The sequence below is a fragment of the Bacteroides sp. AF25-38AC genome, from assembly GCF_003602995.1.
Taxonomy (GTDB): domain Bacteria; phylum Bacteroidota; class Bacteroidia; order Bacteroidales; family Bacteroidaceae; genus Bacteroides; species Bacteroides uniformis.
On record NZ_QTMD01000012.1, the window covers coordinates 38,426 to 54,295 of the forward strand.

General features: G+C 45.6%; 8 protein-coding genes and 1 pseudogene. 4 read left to right on the top strand and 5 right to left on the bottom strand.

From position 1 onward, the window contains the following. Positions 1-12: 12 nt before the first annotated feature. Positions 13-193, top strand: a pseudogene (locus DWY55_RS10000) (DDE transposase); the annotation flags it as partial. 166 nt (positions 194-359) lie between these two features. Here DWY55_RS10000 and DWY55_RS10005 read toward each other — a convergent pair. The 4 genes from DWY55_RS10005 to DWY55_RS10020 are packed head-to-tail and all read right to left on the bottom strand — an operon-like array spanning position 360 to position 7,294. Further along, on the bottom strand, positions 360-1,622 hold the full coding sequence (locus tag DWY55_RS10005; protein ID WP_070101230.1) for a TolC family protein: 1,263 nt from the start codon (positions 1,620-1,622) through the stop codon (positions 360-362). Between the two features lie 40 nt (positions 1,623-1,662). After that, positions 1,663-3,081 carry a DUF1593 domain-containing protein gene (locus DWY55_RS10010; RefSeq protein WP_120178073.1) on the bottom strand — a complete coding sequence of 473 codons (1,419 nt, stop codon included), beginning with the start codon at positions 3,079-3,081 and terminating at the stop codon, positions 1,663-1,665. Then, on the bottom strand, positions 3,078-6,233 hold the full coding sequence (locus DWY55_RS10015) for an efflux RND transporter permease subunit (RefSeq protein ID WP_057256548.1): 3,156 nt from the start codon (positions 6,231-6,233) through the stop codon (positions 3,078-3,080). The genes DWY55_RS10010 and DWY55_RS10015 overlap by 4 nt, the downstream gene beginning before the upstream one ends. Further along, positions 6,233-7,294 (bottom strand): efflux RND transporter periplasmic adaptor subunit, encoded by a 1,062-nt coding sequence (locus DWY55_RS10020; protein WP_057256549.1) that lies wholly within the window; start codon positions 7,292-7,294, stop codon positions 6,233-6,235. Before DWY55_RS10020 ends, DWY55_RS10015 begins: the two co-directional genes overlap by 1 nt. A 148-nt stretch (positions 7,295-7,442) precedes the next feature. Here DWY55_RS10020 and DWY55_RS10025 point away from each other — a divergent pair, with 148 nt between their 5' ends. Beyond that, positions 7,443-8,324 carry a helix-turn-helix domain-containing protein gene (locus DWY55_RS10025; RefSeq protein ID WP_005830672.1) on the top strand — a complete coding sequence of 294 codons (882 nt, stop codon included), beginning with the start codon at positions 7,443-7,445 and terminating at the stop codon, positions 8,322-8,324. A gap of 18 nt (positions 8,325-8,342) precedes the next feature. Here the strand turns inward: DWY55_RS10025 and DWY55_RS10030 are convergent, their stop codons facing one another. After that, positions 8,343-10,055 (bottom strand): DUF6377 domain-containing protein, encoded by a 1,713-nt coding sequence (locus tag DWY55_RS10030; RefSeq protein ID WP_057256550.1) that lies wholly within the window; start codon positions 10,053-10,055, stop codon positions 8,343-8,345. A gap of 777 nt (positions 10,056-10,832) precedes the next feature. Here DWY55_RS10030 and DWY55_RS10035 point away from each other — a divergent pair. Then, a complete protein-coding gene (locus DWY55_RS10035) occupies positions 10,833-14,060 on the top strand; it encodes a SusC/RagA family TonB-linked outer membrane protein (RefSeq protein ID WP_005830680.1) in 3,228 nt (1,075 codons plus the stop codon). Between the two features lie 31 nt (positions 14,061-14,091). Next, positions 14,092-15,864: a RagB/SusD family nutrient uptake outer membrane protein gene (locus DWY55_RS10040; RefSeq protein ID WP_005830682.1), complete on the top strand. Its 1,773-nt coding sequence runs from the start codon at positions 14,092-14,094 to the stop codon at positions 15,862-15,864. Positions 15,865-15,870 lie beyond the last annotated feature (6 nt).

Sequence of the window (15,870 nt, forward strand, 5' to 3'; positions counted from 1 at the left end):
ATGATTCTTACCACATGCTATGAAAGTCATATGCGTTTTCCTACGGACATGAAGCTCCTTTGGGAGAGCATCGAATAGGCTCTACCGGCACATCTGCATGCATTGCAGGAAGCTCGGCATAAGGCTTCCCCGTAACAAATATACGGATGTTGCGGCATTTTATCTGTCCTATTACAAGAAAAGAAAGAGGAAGCGGACTGTAAAACTATCCGCTGCCACGGTTTTATACTTTCAATTCGAAAGAAGAGCGGGAACAGATTCTCTACAGGAACTTTGTGGAGGTTGGGCTGGAGGCGAAAGCGATGATTGGGGATGTACTTAATAAGAAGGGGGCATCTAAGGTTTTCTGTCATTAAAAATCACTCCAACTGTCCAATCGCCCTAAGGTATTCTATTTCTCGTATTTTGTAATTTGTACGGGCTTCAATATTGTTGCTGTAAGCCTCCTGCCATTGTGTCTGCGCTTCCATAACATCAAGGATCGTGGCCATTCCCATTTCATAATTGTTTTGGGTCTGAGAAAGATTATGTTCTGATTCTTCAAGGCCATGCTCTGCTGTACGAATAAGTAGCAATGCACTTTCATAAGCGGATTTGGATTGCTGTGCTTCTATATCCATCAATGAACGATTTTTGTTGAGTTCCACTGTGCTGATTTCGTGTGCCAGTCGTGCGCTCCTTATTTTTTTACGTCCTTCCCCGAAATTGAATATAGGAATGCTTATACTGGCCATTACCATCGGTATTTTCATATCGAGAGATGAACCGGCTAATTTCATGCCCCCCATATATTGATAACCAGCACTAATCCCCACTGTAGGGAAAAAATCGGCACGGGTATTTTTTATCTCCAAATCCTTCAATTCCACTTGCATTTCCTGTATACGGTATTCCGGGCGATTGACAATATCGTGTGATAATTGATTGTTGTAGTTTTGAGTTAAAATAAGTGTGTCGGTGGCAATTATTTGAGCATCCAACTCCAGTCCGATCAGATGGCACAGGGACATACGAGTCAGTTCCCGTCCGCTTTCCGCCCGTTGGAGTTCGTATGTCACATTGCTTCGTCGGGTGCGTACTTTATGCAAATCCTGAGCAGTAGCCATTTTGAGTTCAAAAAAACTGCTGACCTGCTGATGCAACGAATCCAACAATTGAGTATATTGTGTAAGCAGTTTTACCTTTTCCGCTACCGAAACATACATCCAATACGTCTGCTCCACCTCTACCAGGGTATTGATTCGGGTAAGCCTTTTGTTTTCTTCCGAGATTGCTACGCCGGTTTTTGCCATTTTGTTTGCGTTGACAATTTTCCCTCCTGCATATACAGGCTGTTGCAGGGTAATACCTGCCATATACATACCTTTCATACTCATTTCCATACCCACCATACCCATATCGATGTTTTCGAAAATATAGGCATAGGTTGCCGATCCTGATATTTTCGGGAAATAGGCTGTTTTTGCTGCTTGTCGATCTGATACCGCCTTGCCTACCTTGCGGGATGATATTTTTATATCGTCGCTGTTCTCAAGTGCCATTCTCCGGCAATCTTCGATTGATAAACGGGTTTGGGCTTGTACAGCATTGATGCCCAACCATAAAAAGATGGCAGGAATCATAAGTATCGTTTTTCTTAACATGACATTTTCTTATTGGTTCTTATTTATCTGTGGGGAAGATAGTAACAATAACGCGGGCGAAGGTGGTCAACGCCGGAATCCCCGTATCGGTCACTTCAAGGATGAGGTGCAGGGTTTCGGGTTTGTCGACTTTGGGAGCAACAAAGGTAGATTTGCCTGAGTCAACGGCGACAATGTCGATATAGCCATTGTATGTTCCTGCTTCTTTATATTGCCACCAGTAAGCGTTATATTTGGGATAACGTTGCGGAGCTATTTCGACAAAACTTTCTTTATTAAAGCCGAGCTGCTCATAAAGGGCAGAGTATTTCGCCCAGATTCCGTCAATATCGAGGGAATCTGGTTCTGTGATATCGGCATTTAGGGTTACGGTTTCACCGGATTTCACTGTTTTTTCCAGCCCGCCGGGTATGGCGATTACCGGTTTGTGGTTAGCATCTTCATATTTGCCAGCTACACACCACCGGAGTCTGGATTCAAAATCACGGTTGGCTACTTCTACCCACCGCAGGTAACTACCACGGTCTACATCACGATATACGTTTTTTAGTCCTTCTATTTTATAGAACTGTCCGCCCCAACCACCGTAAGTAGGGTCTCCATAACCACGTAATCCGCTACCAAGCGTATAAAGGAACGCAGGTGAATCGCCTTCGCTGATGTAATCCTGTGGATAAAGGGCTGCCAATGGACCGTGACCGTTGTGCAGATAGTTTTTGGCAAAACCGTCGGTATAACGTTGGCTACCGTAATCCCAAGTTCCACTAAAGTAGTAAGACACCAGCAGAGTGACGTCGGGGTGGTAAGTTTCAATGTAGTTTCCAGCGCCATCCTGATACCAGATGTTATACATAACTGCTTTCTTCACAGCACGCTCATACTCGGAAGGGTATTGGGTTTTTAACTTTTGGAAAGCTTTGGCTGCGGTGTTACCACCTCCCCAAGCCTGTATATAGACTTTGCGAGGATCGTTTTCCAAAAGAGTTTCAACAATCTTATCGGAACCGGGTGTATCAGCCCAATGCGTGGGGTCTATCATGGATTCAGTTCCGGGTACACGACGGATGACATCTGTATCGACCACAATATGTGTTGAATCTTGGTCACCAAGGAAGAGTTTGCTTCTTAGTTCGTTGGCAGTAGGATAAGCAGGATCGTGTACGATGAGGTTGGGATATACCTGTTCGTAAGCATCAAGTTGCTTTTCTATCCATCCGGCATTACTCCATCCACCCCGTTGAAAAATGGAATTGGTTTGGATAATAGCTACAACTTCCATATCGTTAGCATGGAGCAGGAAGCGGATCATAGAACATTGGTCATCTATCTCTCCGTCAGTCATTGCAATGACACGAGGCTTTTCTGACATTTGAGCATTGGTGTTCACTCCCAAAAGCATAAGTGCCAGAGTTACAAGGATGATTGTTTTCTTTTTCATTCGTAAATATTTATTAGCGAAGTTTTTTTAATTTTGAAAAATAATGAATAAAAAATAGGCAGCAGAATCAGCGTAATTATGGTGCCTGCTGTCAAACCGGCAACTACCACAACTGCCAGACTGGAATACATAGGGTCGAACAGAAGCGGGAGCATGCCAAGTATGGTCGTGGCCGAAGCCATTATTACCGGACGGGTACGATTTACTGTCGAATTAATGACCGCATCATAGGGAACCATTCCTTCTTTTGTAAGGCGCGTAATCTCGTCTACCAATACGATAGAGTTCTTAATCAGCATTCCCATCAATCCCATCGCTCCGATTATACCCATAAATGTGAATGGTGTACCTGTTACAAGCAAAAGGGGGGTGATTCCTATGAATGCGAAAGGCAGACACAGAATAACCAGCAGAACCTTGCGCATATCATTGAACAACCATACAAGAATCAGCACAATCAACACAAGGGCTATCGGCACGAATCCGAAAATATTTTCAAATGCGCTGTTCTGTAATTTCTGTTCTCCTAACCATTTGAGTGAATACCCGGCAGGGAGTTCTATTTGTTCAAACCGATCCTGGATTTCCGACAGTATCTCGCCGGGAGCTTCGCCGGCAAGAGGGTCACACTGTACTTTTATCGCCCGTTTACCGTCGTAACGCGCCACGCTTGTTTCTTCCCACTTAACGCGTTCGTTATTCGTTATCTGACTTAAAGGGATTGTGCGGAACATATTGTCAGTTATATCGTCGGGTGTCGCCGTACCCTGCAATACTCTACCTATATTTACTTCTTCAAGGCTGGTATTTGGAATCATCCCCCATACCGGTATGTCATTCTGGTCTGTAATGCGACTGTCATCCGAATTTTGGACTTTCAGATTAATAATAACCGATTTGTCATTTTCGTAAATAAGACCTACGGGCAAGCCTTCTGCTGAAGCCAATAAAGCGTTCGCAATATCGCTGCGGTTCATTCCGCTACGTTTGGCAGATTGCTCGGAATAATCCCTATATATGGATTTTCCCTGAGGTTGCCAGTTGTCGGTAACCGAATAAGCATCCACTATTGCACAATCGCGCATAATTTCTTTGCCTTGCCCGGCCAGCTCTCTTAATATCTGCGGATCGGGACCGGAGAATATGGCCTCAACCGTGTGGCTCGTACTGACTGCGAAGTTGTATTTCCGTACCCGAACATACGCATCGGGATATTCTTCCCGCAGTCGTGTCTGAATTTCCGGAAGAAGTCTGTATGCATCGCGGTAATCCTCGAAGTCGATAATCAATTCTCCGTAATTGTCGCCCACCGCATTGATGGAACGCACAAGGCAATATCGGGTGGGGGTTTGTGCCTGACTTGCCGTTATCTTGTTTATCTCGTCATAGTCCGAGAGTTTTTCCGATATTTCCAGCAAATCATGTTTTACCCTGTCAGGGTGCGTTTGCGGTGGCAGGGTATATTCTACATATAACTGGTTATAATCGAAGTCGGGGAAGAATATCGACTTAACCGAAAAGAATCCAACGAAAGCCAGAACCAAACATCCGAAACTTACCAAAAAAGTTGATATTTTATGGTTCATAAAAAAATGAAGCGCCTTTCGGATAACCTTATGAAGGGGTGTGTTGAGTTGATCTTTTATCTTCTCTGGGTTTTTACCGCCGTTTGCACGTGCCGATAAGAATAGTTTTGCAAAGACAGGTATCTGTGTCATGGCAAGCACCCAACTTACCAACAATGATATGGCCAGCACAAAAAACAGATCACGTGCATATTCTCCAGCGGTATCGTTGGATAATCCGACAGGAAGGAAAGTCATTATGGCGATTAAAGTTGCACCCATTAAAGGCCACGCTGTGTTTTCCGCTGTCCGGAACAATGCTTTCTTTGGCGGCAGACCATTTCCCCTGTCTACAAGTATACCGTCGAGAACCACAACCGCGTTATCAACCAGCATACCCATTGCCACAATGAATGCCCCCAATGATATGCGTTGTAATGTTCCTCCTGTCATCAGTAATACGGGAAAAGTCATCAATACGGTCAAAATCAGTCCTGCACCGATAATTAGCCCACCTCTGATGCCCATTGTAAGAATCAGTACAAGCACTACGATGACTACCGATATTACGAGGTTCCAGTTGAAAGAGCCTATTGCGTTCGATACCCTATCCGGTTGGAAATATATCTTTTCATACTCAAATCCGGCAGGCAACCGCTCTTGGAGCTCCGTCATTCGCGCCTCGACCAGCTTACCTACATCCGTAACCACAACGCCCGGCTCCATCGAAACGCAAAGAGCGATTGCCGGATGGCCGTTCACCCAAAAGCCCCTGGTCTGCGGATCGGCATACTCCTTTGCGACTTCGGCAATATCGCCTAACTTTACCTGCCCGCCGGAAGGCGTTTGCATAATAAGGTCTTTCACATCTTCAGCGCTCCTTAGTTTGCCACCGACCTCATTACGCAGCAATTGACCATCCGAATAGTAATGCCCGGCATTGACTGGCTGATTGCGGGCATCGATAGTAGTCATAATTTGCACAGGGTAGATGCTGTTGCGTGCAATCATTTCTTTGGGGAGCTTTATATTTACATTTTCATTCCTTGTGCCAAAGAATGAAATCCGCCTTACTCCTTTCAATTCAAGGAGTTCACGTTTAATAAGCCCGGCATATTCTTCCATTTCCGCAAGCGTATAGCCTTCGGCGGAAAGGGCATAGAACATTCCGTAGATATCACTTACATCGTCTACCACCACTGGAGGATAAGCCCCTGACGGCAACCGTTGCGCGGCTGACTCCACCTTTCTACGAAGAATATCCCAACGTTGTTCGAGACCCTCGACCGGAACAGCCATGTCGATATTGATAGTGATAGTTGACATATTTTCCGAAGAGACCGATTCCATATCGGAAATATTACTGAGTGTCCGTAGTTCATCTTCGAGTACCGATGTAACTTCGAGTTCGACTTCGTGTGCAGAAGCCCCCGGATAGTAAGTTACCACCATTGCTTGCTTGACAGACAATTCAGGGTCTTCCAGTTTCGGCATAATAATGTAGGCGTATATACCGCTGAATACGATCATTACCACGCACGTCCAGAAGAACGTGGCGTTTCTGAAGAAAAAATCAGTCAGTTTCATTATAGTATCCCTCCTACATTTGTTTTGGCGGGTTGTGCGATTACCCGTACTACATCACCTTCATCGAGGGCGCTCAACCCCGATTCGACAATATTGTCTGTTTCGTTCAGACCAGACAGGATGATGATTCGCCCTTTGCTGTCGAGACCGGATATCTCCACGGGTTTTAACTTCACTTCGGAACGGTCATTCACGACCCATACATAACTTTTACCGTTCTGCATAAATACAGATCTGGGCCAAAGGGTATAACCACCTGAATGTTCTCCATTGCGAATTTCCACCGTTACCTCTACATTCATTCCTATCGAAAGAGCGTTCTTCGCATCTGTTTCGGGAAACAGGCGCATCCTGTATAACTGATTGCTGTTAGATTTGGGATTTATCGAGGCTAATTTCAAAGAGAAGTTATTATCTGCCAATAACCGGGAATGACATGAATAACTTATAAAGTTATCTTTTTGCAGGTAAACAGATGCAGGGAGTTCGCTCTCTATTTCTATGTTATTTACATCGACCAATGTAACAACGGCTGTTCCCGTATTGACCATTTCTGCTTTTTCAAAATGAACAGCCTGGATATAGCCCGATATAGGAGAATGAAGTTGGGTGTAGTTGACGGTGTTCCGGTTCGATTCCAGTTGTGCTTTCAACTGCTCCAATCCGGCTACGGCTTTTTCATAATCATTGTCGGTTATATTATTTCGACGGTGTAGTTCTTCCAGTCTTGTCATTTCCGTACTCAACTGTCGGTACTGGCTTTCGGTAGCTGCCAGTTGCAGTTGATAATCCGTATCGTCCAACCTGGCAATGAGCTGTCCTTCACGGATATAGTCACCCTCATCAACGCACAATTGCTTGATTTGTCCGGCTGTTTTAAAACCGAGTTCAATCTGCTGCGCTGCTTTGACCACTCCGGGGAACGACCGGAATGTATTTCCTGCGATAGGCTCGGCATGTACGATATGCACGTTTTTTACAATCGGTTTTTCTTTGACGCCATGGTTCCCACAAGAACAGAGTAGCGCAAAACAAAGGAGAGACAAGCTGAATAGTTTCATTGTTATTACTGTTATTATTATTTTTGTGTAAAGGTGAAGAATTCTCACATGCCATTTAGGCATTATAGTCGTCATTATTGACCAAAAAGTCGGAATCGAGTCATACAAAAGAAAAAATGATTATTTTTGTTGACCAAATTAGACGTTCATGAAAGACAAAGCACAGAATATTGGTTTACGAATGGTGCAGGAGTTCGCCTCTACAGAAGCGTTATCAGACAAGTTCCTTATTTTTGATAACTATACGTCTCCGATGGAACATCTGGGAACTTTTGCCATTACCGGACACCCTGTCAAATTAGATAGCCTCTTAATTGTAATATGCTCGGAGGGGTATGCCCGGTTAATAGTCGGTTTTGAAGAGATTACAGTGCTGGAAAACCACTTTTTGATAGTGATGGAAGGCAAACCTTTCGAGGTGTTGGAATTAAGCAAGAACTTCAAGGCAGAATTGATGTGCTTAAAAGAAAGCCTCTTCGAGTTGCAGGGAAGTCATATACTAAGATTCCTCCACTTAATCAGAGAAAATCCCTGTCAACCGGTATTGGCTTCCAAAAAGCAGGAGTTTGAAGTCCTATTGAAATGTTTGAAACAAACGATGACAGATACCGGAAATATATTTCGTCAACAGATCATTCAATACTATTTATATATCTTGGCTTGTAATATCTTTAATTTGCTTTTAACCAACTACGCTCCGGCAGTTTTATCCCGAAGCGAATCCATTTTTCAGGAGTTCATAAAGAATGTAGAAAAATACTTTCGCAAGGAAAGGAGTGTCGGTTTTTATGCAGACAAGCTGAATCTGACCCCGAAATATCTTTCTACTGTGATTCAACAACAAACGGGAAAACATGCAACGGATTGGATTGACAAATATACTATTTTAGAAGCCAAGACCTTGCTTAAATCGTCCACTCTCTCCATCCAACAAATAGCCTATGACTTGAATTTCTCGACTCAATCCCATTTTGGTCGATATTTCAGAAATCATACAGGAATGTCGCCAAAGCTATACAGAAATTCGTAAGTAGACGCTGCTTCCTTTCTATTTTCCCAGCTTGCGCACTTGGTCATTGAAGGTTTCACGGTCAATAGCCTTCTGACGGATGTACACCCGTTTGTTATAGACCGTCTGGGTTGACCAGTGGAAGAAATCTGCAATTTTGCTGGAATCCGTAACGCCGAGATGCATTAGTGCGAATATGCGCAATTCCGTGTTTAGCCGCCCCTCTTCCTTGGGGATGATACGGTATTCGGGTTGAAGTAAAGAGTTGAAGTCGCTCACGAAAGAAGGATAGACATGTAAGAAAATAGCATCGAAAGTCCGATAAAACTCCTTTAATTCAGATTCTATCATGATGGGAGAATCCGTAAATTTCAGTAGGTCTTTATACTGCTGGGTTTTCACCTTGTTGTTGATGTTTTTTCGGTATTGGTCAAGCTTACTGATGTAGTCAGAACAGAGGGTGAGCACAAATCCTATATATTCTTCTTTGATGATATTCTGGTCATAGAGTTTTTCATTGGCTTCTTTCAGCAGGTTGTTGGTTTCTGTAATCTGCTGGTGAAGTACGGTAATTTCATGCAGGCTGTTCTTCAACCGTTCATTGGCCGACTCCAACTCTGTATTCGAAGCAGAAAGCAGTCCATTCAGATTCTTCAGTTCTATCCGTTGCCGGCTACGGTGTTTCAAAATTCTGTACGTATATATCAGAGTAAGGGTGAGCAGGCAAGAAACGAATCCGATAACCCATAGCGACCAGCTTAACTGTCTGTTTTTAGCTTTCTTAATTTGCAGACTTGTCTTCTGTATGGCATCAAATGTAGAGAGACAAGAAACCATACGGACCCGATTGTTCATGATATGGGCCATTTCCAGACATAGGGAGATATATTTGTAAGCGCGCTCATTATCCCCTTTTTCATTGAGTAGCGTAGCCAAGTCATGCAATGTAACGTTATCGTTGTTGGCCAGTGTCATATCCATGATGGCGGCTTCTGCCAAACACTCCAGCCTCAGATCCGGTTGATTGTTGTCCCGATATAGTGTGGATAGTATATATAGCAATTTGCTGTTAGCGATGCTGATTGTCTTTGATGTTTCCAAATATACTTTTATTGCAACGATGGAACCGGAATAGTTCCCGGCTCGTAAGTCTTTTAATCCTTTATAAAGAATGTAATAGGGATTTTCATGAGGTAGTACATTCAAGGTAGAATCTATATAAAAGTGTTCTCTCTCGTAATAATAATCTCGCTTATCGCTACCACCGTCTGTATATTCGGCAAATCGGGAGTAGAGCAGAGACATCTGTCCCAAATATTCTATAAGCATACCTCCTGTTAGTTTGTCGTGGTCTATTTGTCGCATCTCTTCAACAGATTCATGCAGTTGTCCAATAATGGCATAAATATATGACCTCTGTATACGACATAGGTTCATCATGTTGTCATCACCCGTCTGTTGGGCAATGACAATATTGGCATTGACATATACGAGTGCCGAATCTATATTGAAATATTGATATTCCTGAAACAAACGTTTGTTGTGTTCATAGCGCGCCTGTAGCGTATTGGGCATAGGTTTACTAGCTATCCGGTTGATAGCCGATTGGCGCTGTTCGATGACTTGAGGGTAGTTCTCTATCAGTGAATCCAGTGTGTTCAACAGGTTTGCAGCCTTGTCGCTATAGAATGCTGCTTTACCTTGTAGGCTACATAGGAAAAGTAACAAAAAGGTTCTGGCAACTGTTTTCATACTTATATTCTTATTTTGCCCTAAAGATACTAAGATATTTGGAAACACTACAATTTTCATTATCCTATGACGTAAAAAGCAGAATTTTTCACTACACTTTTTCATCCGGATAAGGAAATTAGCCTCATCAAATCGTCTATAAAATCTACTTTTTTATCGTCCAATGCAAAGCATAAATCATTGATTATAAAATAAATATACTGAATTAGAATCTACCGTCACCAGCTACCCGCAGTTAGGTCATCTATATTAATATCGTAATTTAGCAGCAGAAACGGAAATTCATTAGAGGAAATTACAATGAATAAGGCAAGAGTTTCGGATTTAGAATCAGAAGTTAGGATTGAAACCTCTTTGCATGGTGAAAAGGGAAAATCACCCATCTTCCGTGCCTATGCAGAGTGTATCTCGTGTCTGCGCAAAGTGTCTTTTGTGCCTATGAAATCTTAGAATAAAGGATTTGTTCGCAAAAATAAAGCCTTTGTTTCTATAACTAAAGCCTTTATTCATAGAAATAAATCCTTTATTCTAAGATTGCGTCGCATCGAAACGGACTTTGCACCCCATATCGTTTATGTTTGCGTAGGGAGCAGGTTGCAAAGTGTCATCCGAAGCTTTGTGGGCACAGTTGCAGAAGTGTGGTAAGAATGAACATACGGTGTCGCAGAAGATAATGGGTATCATAATTCACATATCTATTACAAACTAATAAACCTAAATCCGAAACTTGAGATAAGGTAACTTTATACTAATTACTAATACTTAAAAAACAGAACAATGAATCGTAAATTTAGTTTTAACAAGTCTATGCTATTTGCAGGATTATTGTCTGCCATGACACTGGGAGCAACCTCTCAGGTCTATGCAGTTCAGAGTCCTGATGTGCAGAAGATGCAGCAACAGACGGTAAAGTTGACAGGCAATGTATCCGATGCAATGGGTGCCATTATCGGCGCCAGTGTGATAGAACAAGGTACAACCAACGGTGTGATTACCGATATTGAAGGTAATTTCACGCTAACGGTCAACCGGGGAGCCAAACTCGAAATCTCCTATGTAGGCTATAAGACCCGCGTTATAGAAGTAACAGATGTCACTCATCTCCAGATTACGTTGGAAGAAGACTATCGGGAACTGGAAGAAGTGGTAGTAGTGGGCTACGGTGTACAGAAGAAGAAACTCGTTACCGGCGCCACCGTACAAGTGAAGGGTGATGATGTGACAAAACTCAATACCACCAGTGCACTGGGTGCATTACAGAACCAGACGCCCGGCATCAACATTACAGCCAACAACGGTCTGCCCGGCGAAGGTTTCAAGGTGAATATTCGCGGTATCGGTACCGTGGGCGACTCTGCACCGCTGTATGTGATTGACGGTGTGGCCGGTAGCGACATCAATACGCTCAACCCGGCAGATATTGAGTCTATCGATGTGCTCAAAGATGCTGCTTCGGCTGCTATTTATGGTTCGCGTGCCGCTAATGGTGTTATCCTGGTTACGACCAAACAAGGTAAGACGGGCAAGATACAGCTCAGTTACGACATGTATTACGGTTGGCAGAACGTATATAAGATGCCCAACACGCTCAATGCGCAGCAATTCATGGCAATTACTGATGAAACCAACTTCAATAACGGTGTTCCGGCGCTGAACTGGCAGACACAATTGGGCGAATACACTTGGAATATGCTTCAGAACGGTTGGCAAGGTACTAACTGGCTCGACGAGATGCGCAACGAGAATGCAGCGATGCAGAACCATGCCATCAATCTGACAGGTGGTAACGAGATGAGCAAGTTCTCAGCCGGTTTCAGTTTTACCTCGCAAGACGGTATTATAGGCAAGGGTACTGTGCCCAACTATACGCGTTATACCGCCCGTATTAACTCCGATCATGTGCTCCTCAAGGGAAGCGATCGGGACATCATCAAGATTGGCGAGAATTTACTGTTCTACTACTCAAACCAGAGCACGATAGCACAGACATCTACTCTCTATAACGATGTCTATAATTCCATAAAGACTACTCCGCTATTGCCTATGCACAATGCCGAAGGAGAACTGTTCGACTACCACGACATGCAGCAAACGGGCTGGGTGTATGACGATAAACAGGGCAATCCTATTCTGATGATGCAGAAGGCGCATGGGCTGAACAAGAACCGCACATACGGCCTCAACGCGACTGCCTATCTGGAGGTAGAACCCATTAAGAATCTTAAGTGGCGCAGTTCGTTCAGTTACCGTATGACCAACAGCTCCTACCGTTCACTTACCGCTCCCTATCAGGCTGCTACAAACGAGGGAAGTGCCTCATATATTGTGGCCCAGAGCTCAGCATTGGGACATAACATTTCGCAGGAGAATACAATCTCTTACATCCTTCCCAATTGGAACGGTCACCTCTTTGATGTACTGGTAGGCCAGTCGTTTGAGAAGACCATACCGGGCGAAAACCTTTCTATAATCAACAGCGTGACGGAAGGGCAACAATTGCCCACGATGAAACCCGATATGGATCATGCGTGGATATCCAACACCATCGGAAACGCCGCCACCGACATCGAGGGCTATCCGTTTGACGAATGGGCGCTGGCCTCGTTCTTCGGTCGTATCAACTACAATTACAAAGACAAGTACATGGCTACGCTGATTATTCGTGCCGATGGCTCTAGTAACTTTGCCCGTGGAAATCGCTGGGGCATCTTCCCCTCTGTATCGGCCGGATGGCTTATCAGCGAGGAAAAGTTTATGGAAAGCACCCGTGGCTGGCTCGACTTCCTGAAACTGCGTGCCAGTTGGGGACAGAATGGTAATCAGTCGATACCTAACTTTCAGTATGTGTCGCCCATTGCTTTCGACCTCTCGCATGGCTACCAGTTTGGACAGACACACATCGCAACGGGGAAGCTTCCTACCACCGGTGCCTATGCCACCACATTGGCCAATGAAAATGTGACGTGGGAGAAGTCCGAACAAATCAACTTGGGTATTGATGCCGTATTCTTGGGCAACCGCTTGCGGGTAAGCGCCGACTGGTACAACAAGAAGACCAAGGACTGGCTCGTACAGGCTCCGGTACTCTCCACAGCAGGTACCCAGGCCCCCTACATCAATGGTGGCGACGTGAGCAACAAGGGTGTGGAACTCTCACTCGCCTGGAACGACCGTGTGGGTAAGGACTTCACATACGGATTGAGCCTAAATGCCTCGTATAACAAGAATGAAGTCACCCGTATTGCCAACTCAGAGGGCATCATCCACGGCAATGAAGGAGCTATTGCTTCCGTCAACGCCGCCGAGTTCTACCGGGCACAGGTTGGTTATCCCATCGGTTACTTCTGGGGCTATCAGACAGCCGGTGTTTTCCAAAACCAAAAGCAGATTGATGATTGGAAGGCAGCAGGCAACGGTGTGGCACAGGCCAACCCTCAACCCGGCGACCTGATTTATGTGGATCGCCACCACGATGGAGTTATCGACGAAAAAGACAAGACCATGATTGGCAATCCACACCCCGACTGGCGTCTGGGCTTCTCGGTCAATCTCGGATGGAAGGGCTTCGACTTCTCGGTCACCACTTCCGGAGCCTTTGGGCAACAACTCTACTATGGCACGCGCCAGCACACCATCGAGGCATTTGACCGCTGGCATGGCGAAGGTACATCCAACCGCTACCCGCGTCTGGGCAACAGTGCCATGATTGCAGAACATGTGACTGATATTGACATAGAGAACGGCGACTATCTCCGCATTCAGAACATGACATTGGGATATGACTTCAAGCGCCTCTGGAAGAATTGCCCACTGTCGCAACTGCGCCTCTATGTAAGTGTACAGAATCTCTACACCTTCACCGGCTATAAAGGAATGGATCCGGAGGTAGGTTTCGGCGGTACCGACCGTTATGGCGAAAACGCCACTTCGTGGGTGAGCGGCATAGATATGGGATCTTATCCGATCGCCCGTACCTGGCTGATTGGCGCCAATCTGAAGTTCTAAGACACTGTTAACTCTAAATTAAAATAAAACAATGAAAACAAAAAAAGTAACGAAATATATGGGGATAGTCGCGCTGGCCGCGATGACGCTCTGCTCGTGCGAGGATCTGCTCGATACCAAGAACTATACACAGTCCAACACGCAAAATTTCCCCACATCGATGGATGATGTGGAAATGCTTGTGACATCTATGTACGCCAACCTGAATCATCAGGCGGCAAAGCCCGAATCCTCCTATTTGCTCACCAACCTCTATGCCAGCGACGATATGTTTGCCGGAAGTCAAGATGCGGAACTCGACCATCTGATGTATAAGAGTGATTCACAGTTTGACTTCTGCTGGGATATTCACTATAAGGGCATCTATGCCGCCAATACCTGCCTGGAGGGTCTTGACCTGATGGAGGCTGCCGACAACGTGCCCGATGCCGGACTCTTCAGCCAACGTAAGGGCGAAGCCTGTTTCATGCGTGCCTTCCAGTACTACGAACTGGCCGAACTGTTTGGCGGCGTACCCCTGATACTCAGCACTACGCAAGAGACTAACACGCCCCGTGCTACTGCCGACGAGGTGTGGGCGCAGATAGCTACCGATTTGCAGCAAGCTATCAGCCTTATGAGCGATAAGAAGTATCACGAAATAGAGTCCGGACACGCCACCAAATGGGCAGCCCAGGCGCTGATGGCCCGCTGCTTCCTCTTCTATACCGGCTACTACCAGAAAGAGGCTATGCCCACGGCCGACGGTGGCAGCATAACCAAGCAACAAGTGGTAACCTGGCTGGAAGACTGCATCGCTAACTCCGGACACCAGTTGGTGGGCGATTTCCGCAACCTATGGGCATACACCAACGAATATACGGTAGACGACTACGCATATACGGCCGGTGTAACAGGAGTAGATGGCCAGCCCCTCCGCTGGGCAGGCAACGGCAATGCCGAGGCTGTGTTTGCCGTGAAGTTCGGCAACTTTGCCGGTTATTCCTACGAAAATCAGGGCGGCTACTGCAATCTCTATCTGAGTTTCTTCGGCATCATGAGCAAAAGCGACAATGGGGCTGCTTTCCCCTTTGGCAACACCAACTCCTTTGGAACGGTTCCTACCAGTCTCTGGGACTCCTGGGAAGCAGCCGAGCCTGATGATATCCGTCGCAGAGCATCTGTTATCGTAGACGAAGATGAATTCGATATGGCCAATTATGAAAGTGGCGAGGTGCGCCAACAGTGGGAAGAGACCGGTCTGTGGAACAAGAAATTACAGCCCATTCTCTCCAAGCAAGCATACGACAAGATGGGTTCCTGGGGCAACTCGCTCTTTTGGATAGCCCATCCTGAATTTGCGGGTATGAACGATCCCTACATTCAGCCCCGTTGGGCAGCCATGTTCGAGGACCTTTACATCATCCGCTTTGCCGACGTGCTGCTTATGCACAGTGAATTAACCGGCAATGCCGACAACATGAACCGGGTGCGCGCCCGCGCTGGCCTGCCCGCCATCGGCTATTCGCTGGAGGCATTGCAGCAGGAGCGCCGCCACGAACTTGCCTTCGAGGGACAGCGCTTTCAGGACATTCGTCGCTGGCACATTGCAGAGACTGAACTCAACAAACAGAACAATACCACGCTAAAGAATCTGGGCGTAAGTACCGTGATGCGCGATGGCAAGTATGCCGCACGTTATCAAGCCACCGGCGGATTCTGGCCTATTCCGCCCGCGCAAATTCAGTTGTCCGACGGTGTACTCACGCAAAATCCCGGCTGGGACACTCCGGACGCGCGCTACACCACTTGGAATTTCGATTAAGTAATT

What these genes read in the sequence shown, in the direction of transcription:
- DWY55_RS10025 (WP_005830672.1), top strand. Translation starts at nt 7,443, where the DNA reads ATGAAAGACAAAGCACAGAATATTGGTTTACGAATGGTGCAGGAGTTC.
- DWY55_RS10040 (WP_005830682.1), top strand. Translation starts at nt 14,092, where the DNA reads ATGAAAACAAAAAAAGTAACGAAATATATGGGGATAGTCGCGCTGGCC.
- DWY55_RS10020 (WP_057256549.1), bottom strand. Translation starts at nt 7,294, where the DNA reads ATGAAACTATTCAGCTTGTCTCTCCTTTGTTTTGCGCTACTCTGTTCT.
- DWY55_RS10005 (WP_070101230.1), bottom strand. Translation starts at nt 1,622, where the DNA reads ATGATTCCTGCCATCTTTTTATGGTTGGGCATCAATGCTGTACAAGCC.
- DWY55_RS10010 (WP_120178073.1), bottom strand. Translation starts at nt 3,081, where the DNA reads ATGAAAAAGAAAACAATCATCCTTGTAACTCTGGCACTTATGCTTTTG.
- DWY55_RS10030 (WP_057256550.1), bottom strand. Translation starts at nt 10,055, where the DNA reads ATGAAAACAGTTGCCAGAACCTTTTTGTTACTTTTCCTATGTAGCCTA.
- DWY55_RS10035 (WP_005830680.1), top strand. Translation starts at nt 10,833, where the DNA reads ATGAATCGTAAATTTAGTTTTAACAAGTCTATGCTATTTGCAGGATTA.
- DWY55_RS10015 (WP_057256548.1), bottom strand. Translation starts at nt 6,233, where the DNA reads ATGAAACTGACTGATTTTTTCTTCAGAAACGCCACGTTCTTCTGGACG.